At 66.4% G+C, this 4,818-nt stretch carries 4 protein-coding genes; all 4 read right to left on the bottom strand.

Annotation, left to right across the window (positions count from 1 at the left end; genetic code table 11):
- Positions 1-49: 49 nt before the first annotated feature.
- Genes AC07CM_RS50345 through AC07CM_RS50330 form a run of 4 tightly spaced genes read right to left on the bottom strand, consistent with a single transcriptional unit; the run spans position 50 to position 4,680 of the window.
- Entirely contained in the window at positions 50-295 is a 246-nt protein-coding gene (locus AC07CM_RS50345; protein WP_478883278.1) for a hypothetical protein, read from the bottom strand.
- Positions 288-869, bottom strand: coding sequence for a DUF6262 family protein (locus AC07CM_RS50340; RefSeq protein ID WP_478883277.1), 582 nt, complete (start codon positions 867-869; stop codon positions 288-290). The genes AC07CM_RS50345 and AC07CM_RS50340 overlap by 8 nt, the downstream gene beginning before the upstream one ends.
- Complete coding sequence (locus tag AC07CM_RS50335) at positions 866-3,502, bottom strand: tyrosine-type recombinase/integrase (protein ID WP_478883276.1); 2,637 nt, start codon at positions 3,500-3,502, stop codon at positions 866-868. The genes AC07CM_RS50340 and AC07CM_RS50335 overlap by 4 nt, the downstream gene beginning before the upstream one ends.
- On the bottom strand, positions 3,499-4,680 hold the full coding sequence (locus tag AC07CM_RS50330; RefSeq protein ID WP_478883275.1) for a site-specific integrase: 1,182 nt from the start codon (positions 4,678-4,680) through the stop codon (positions 3,499-3,501). Before AC07CM_RS50330 ends, AC07CM_RS50335 begins: the two co-directional genes overlap by 4 nt.
- Between the last annotated feature and the right edge of the window lie 138 nt (positions 4,681-4,818).

The raw sequence follows: 4,818 nt of genomic DNA, 5'->3' as shown, positions 1-4,818 counted from the left end.
TTTACCGACTCTCAGAGTGTCTGAATCGGCTCTGACCTGCGGTGATGCGTCACGTAGGCGTTCGCGACGTAGGGAAGACCGTTGCGTCGAGGGCAGCCTCGAGTGTGTCCGCGTGGATGGACAGAGCCGCACTGAGCGATTCGGCGGCCGGGCTGAATCCGAAGTGCTCAGCCATGGCATCGCTGATGCCTTCGTCGCAGTCGTCGAGGAACTTCTCGAAGGCCCTCAGGAACTTGGCAAGGGACGCGGCGTCCTGTTGGGAGAGCTTGACCTGCTCCTGGCTCGGTTCAGCCACGGTGTGCTGCCTTCAGTTCGAGGAGTTCGGCTTCGAGGTCGGCAATGCGCTTCTCGGAGAAGCGCAGGTTGGAACGTGCGCCTTGCAGCCGCTCCTGGAGCGACCGGTGTTCCTGCGTCACCAGCTGAAGCCGGCGCTTGAGCGTGGTGTTCTCGGTGACGAGTTGCTGGACGGACTCGCCGGGGACCATCTGCTCGGCGTCGCGAAGGTGCCCCATGAGCTCGCCGATCCGTTGCCGTTGCGTGCAGATCTCCTTCTGGGCCTGAGTCAGCTCCTCTTCCGCGTTGAGCGCCCGCTCCCGCCAGGTCGCTTCGACCCGGTCGTGCTCCTCACGTGTCCGGCGGTCGTGGCGGCTCTTGCTGTCGGTGACGGCGTTCTGGACCAGTGCGCGAGCCGCGGCGTTCTCGTAGAGAAACGTGACAGAGACGTCCGCCCGGTCGGCGATCGCCCGGACTGTGAGCCGTCCTCGCTCGCGGCGGAGCTGGCCAATCGCCTTCTCGACTTGCCCGAGCTTGTCCTGTGTCTGCTGACGACGGGCGGCCGTGGCGGCTGCGGTCTGGGTGCTGGTGGTCACGGCGTCGCCTCACTCGGCTGCTCGATGGCGTACTCGTCGTCGAACTCGAGGGCATCGGCCTCGGCCTGTCGGACGAGTTCGTCGGCGCGGAAGGCGGAGGACCAGACCCGGCCGAAGTAGTCCTGGGGCCGGCGAAGGTCGAGTTGAAGGGCTTCCTCAAGCAGGCCGACGGCGGCGAGAGCCCGTTCCAGGCCGTCGATCGCGCGGGCCGTGGGCTCGAAGAGCTTGTGCATGTAGTCCCGGGTGGCTTCTTGTGAGGACCCCTCGGCGATCACGCGCCACTGCTCGCGCTTGCGGTGCCAGTAGACGAGGTCGGCGCCGGTCATGACGAACTCGGTGCAGGGGTGACAGTTGAGCTTCCAGGGGCAGGCGTCTCCGTCGACGACCGGCTGGTAGGTGCAGAATCCGCCCTCGGCCGGGGTGGACTTGCGGGTGAGGTCGATGAGCATCGCCTCGGCTTCTTCCTTGGTCATCGGCTCGCTGCCGGAGAGCACGATGCCCGGCTCGAACGAGCCGGGGCCCCCGACCCAGACCGCCTGGAGGGCGTCATTGAGCCTGGGGTCGGTGTTGGCGATGTGCGTGTAGTGCTCGGCCATCGCCTCGGAGACCTGCCCGAGGTAGCGCTTGACCTGCGAGAGGTTGGCGCCGGCCTTCAAGAGGTTGGTGGCCAGGGTGTGGCGAGCCTGGTGGGGGACGGCCTTGCCAATGTCGAGGCTGAGGATCCAGCTTTGGAACAGGTGGTGGAACCAGCTGTAGGTGATGCCCTTGAGGAACTCGCGGTTGCTGTTCCGCGCGGGGAACAGTGCGAGCTTGAGCCGTTCCTCGGGAGTGGGCGGCCGGCCCTTGCGCTGGACGAAGCGCGCGATGGTCTTGGCCTGTCGTTCCTTGATCCGCTGGTAGAAGCGTTCGGGGATGCGGATGCCCTCGTCGATGTTGCCGACCTTGGTCTGGTCGTGCCAGAACATGGGGACGTTGCCGATGCGGCTGGTGCACTCGAGGCGGACCCTGAGGATTTCGGTGCATCGGCGTCCGGTGACGACCAGGCCCTCCCAGATATCCCGCGCGCCGCGGTCTTCAACGTCGGCCTCGTCCAGCAGCTGGAGGTTCTCCTCCCTGGCGAGAGCGCGGGCGACCTCGTCGGAGAAGGGCCTGCGGCGTCCCTTGGTCTTCGGCCCGTAGGGCAGCGCGATGATGAACCTGCGATCCAGCCCGATGCGCTCGGTCACGCCGGATTCCAGGCCGGACCGCAGGACCCGGCGGGCGCCGTCGAAGATGGTGGCCATCGTCCCGGGGGTAGCGATCCCGGTTTCCAGCTTCTTGCCGTTGGCCCGCTGCCCGAGCGAGGGCAGCTTGTTCTTGACACGATGCCGCTGGTCGGCCACGAACCCGATCATGTGGGCCTCGGCCAGCAGGGCAGGATCGTGGCCTCCGCCCGGTGCCTCGATTTCAAGGTAGGCACTCAGTTCGCTGCAGCCGCGCCGGTCGAAGTCGAACGGAGTACGAGATCGTGCCTGACCGGTCAGCAGGCGTGCGGCCATCAGATCCCAGCACATGTCCCGCAGCCACCGCTGGGTGATTCGGCTGAGGTCCATGTGGCTGCGCGTATGGGGAAAGCGGATGCCGAAGTGCTCGGTCTCGATGAACCCGGCGTCCTTGGTGTCCTCGCGCGTGAAGTAGACTAGCCGCAGGTAGTGAAGCATCACCCTGGCAAGCTGGCGCGGGTGCGTCTTGCAAGCGTCCAGGTCGAGGTCGGCCAGTGAGTTCACATCCTGGCGGCGGCAATCGTCGATGAGCCTCTGGACCCAGGAGATCGGCCAGACACCGCCCTCTTCGCCTTCGGTGTGGTGACAGATGCACCACTTGATCTCCGCCTTGATCAGAGGACGCAGGCCCAGCAACGTCAGGTTGCCGTTGATCTGATGCGGAGGGTCCATCTCCTGGCACCACTTGTGGAACAGGGCCTCGTCGTCATAGCTGACCGGGACCGGTTCGCCCGACTCGGCCAGCTGGCGGATCCAGTACTTCGGTAGCCGGGCCCCACCCGGATTCTTCTGCCTCACGTAGTGGATGTGGTGGCGGTGGCATAGCCCAAGGCCATGCTCTGCGCGGTAGTAGCAGGACAGCACCTGGCATGGTCCGAAGCCGGGGAAAGGACGGGCCCTCGCCAGCCAGTCCTCGAAGACGGCCTCCTGCTGGTGCTTCGCCTGCAAGTGCCGACGGTGTGAGGCCCACTGCTGGGCGTGGAGGTAGCAGAGCTGGGTCTGTCTGCGGGCCGGGAAATCGGGGCAAACGAGGCAGGGCGGCGGAGTCAGCCAGGCCCGGGGCTTCTTGGGCTGGGCGGAGGCCAGGAAGTCAGCGATGTTCCCTCCAGCCTCCCGGATGGCCTTCCACTCGTAGCCGTGTTCCTGGCAGTAGTCGTGGAATGCGTCGCGGGTGCGTTCGCAGCCGGTGACGCCGCAGCCCCAGCCGTAGACCGGATGGTCACGCAGGATCTGCATCACGTCGGGCCGGAAGACCGGGTCGAAGTTCGGCCCTGCGATCAGCGCGTTCAGCAGTTCCAGCCTGTCCCGTGTCGTGCGGGACGTCGCGGTGCTCGGGGCGACGGGCAGCAGCAGGCGGGCGACCGCGGTCACTCCTCCTCACCCCAGACCTTGTTCAGCGCGGTGATGAACTGCGGAGAGTGCAGGTCAGGATGCCCGTAGACCTCGTCGACCATTTGCGCTGAGGCCCAGTTCCCAACGGCCTTGGCCACATGTGGATCGTTGTCCGTGACGTCCATGACGTCGTTGGTGAACTGGTGACGGAATGCTTGAGGTTTGATCCGGCCTGGCAGTTCGGCCCTGCGGCCGGCTCGCCGGAGCATGCCGCGGGCTGCGTCCGCCGACCAGGGCTCGCCGCGCTGCGGGCCAGCCAGCTGGATCAGGAGCATGCCGTGCCCAGCGGCGTACTGGGTGTACTCCGTCGTCATGTACTCGTAGTAGCTGCTGACCATGGCCGGGCTGACTCGGTAGATCTCCCCCTTGGTGATCACTCCGTCGACCATCGCCCAGTCCGGCTTGATCTTCGCGGCTGCCCCGTTCACGTTGCCCCACCGGTGACAGACGTGGACGTGCGGGCTCTTGCAATCGCTGCATGGAGCGTTGTCGCGCAGGTGCAGGTCCACCAGGTGCAGCCCGGTCAGGCCGCCGATGCGCAAGCTCGTGTCGGACAGCCAGGTCACAACCATCTTGTCCCGGGCGGTGTTCACCACGTCCAGGAGCTCGGGCCGGGTCCCGTCTGGCAGCATCTTGGGGTGACGGCGCCGAGTCCCTCGCTTCGGGGCCAGCGGGTTGGCCGGCATCGAGGTCTTCACATGCCCCAGCAGGGCCCGATTACGGTCGGCCTGGGTGGGAAGCCGTCGGGCGTCCAGCGCGTCCCTCAGATCGGCGTTCACGCCCCGCACGGCGCACTGATGGACGTAGAAGCCCTTCAGGCAGGCCGACAGGACCTGCAGGGCCGACGTCCCGTACGGGCGCTTCGGCGGTGTCCGCCACGGTTGCCCGTACGGCATGTTCACCTGGGCGCCCACCGCCCCCATGTACCGAAAGATGTCGAGGAGCGTGATCGTTTCCGTGGTCAGACGCTCACGGATCCGCCAGCGCAGGTGATCAACCAGGAAGTAGGCGTACGTCTTCTGGGACCCGCTGCCCTCGTGCGTACGCAGGTAGCCGTCCGCTTCCTCGTCCACCGTGACATCGGGCCACACGATCGTGTACGACCAGCCGCCGCCGGCCCGGGCGAGCTTCTGTACCCGCAGGTCCCCCAGAACCATCGAACTTCGCACTCGTCTCCCCCCACACCCGCTCCGGCTACGTCACGGAGGCAACGTTGCGGATCGGTAAATGGAGACGGGACGGCCGTCTGGGCCACCCAAACGAACGACCGGGATGCCCACACCGTGATCGGTAAA

The organism is Streptomyces sp. NPDC044061 (assembly GCF_056434305.1).
The sequence above is the reverse complement of the archived record's forward strand: the minus strand, read 5'-3'. Positions and strand labels throughout refer to the sequence as shown.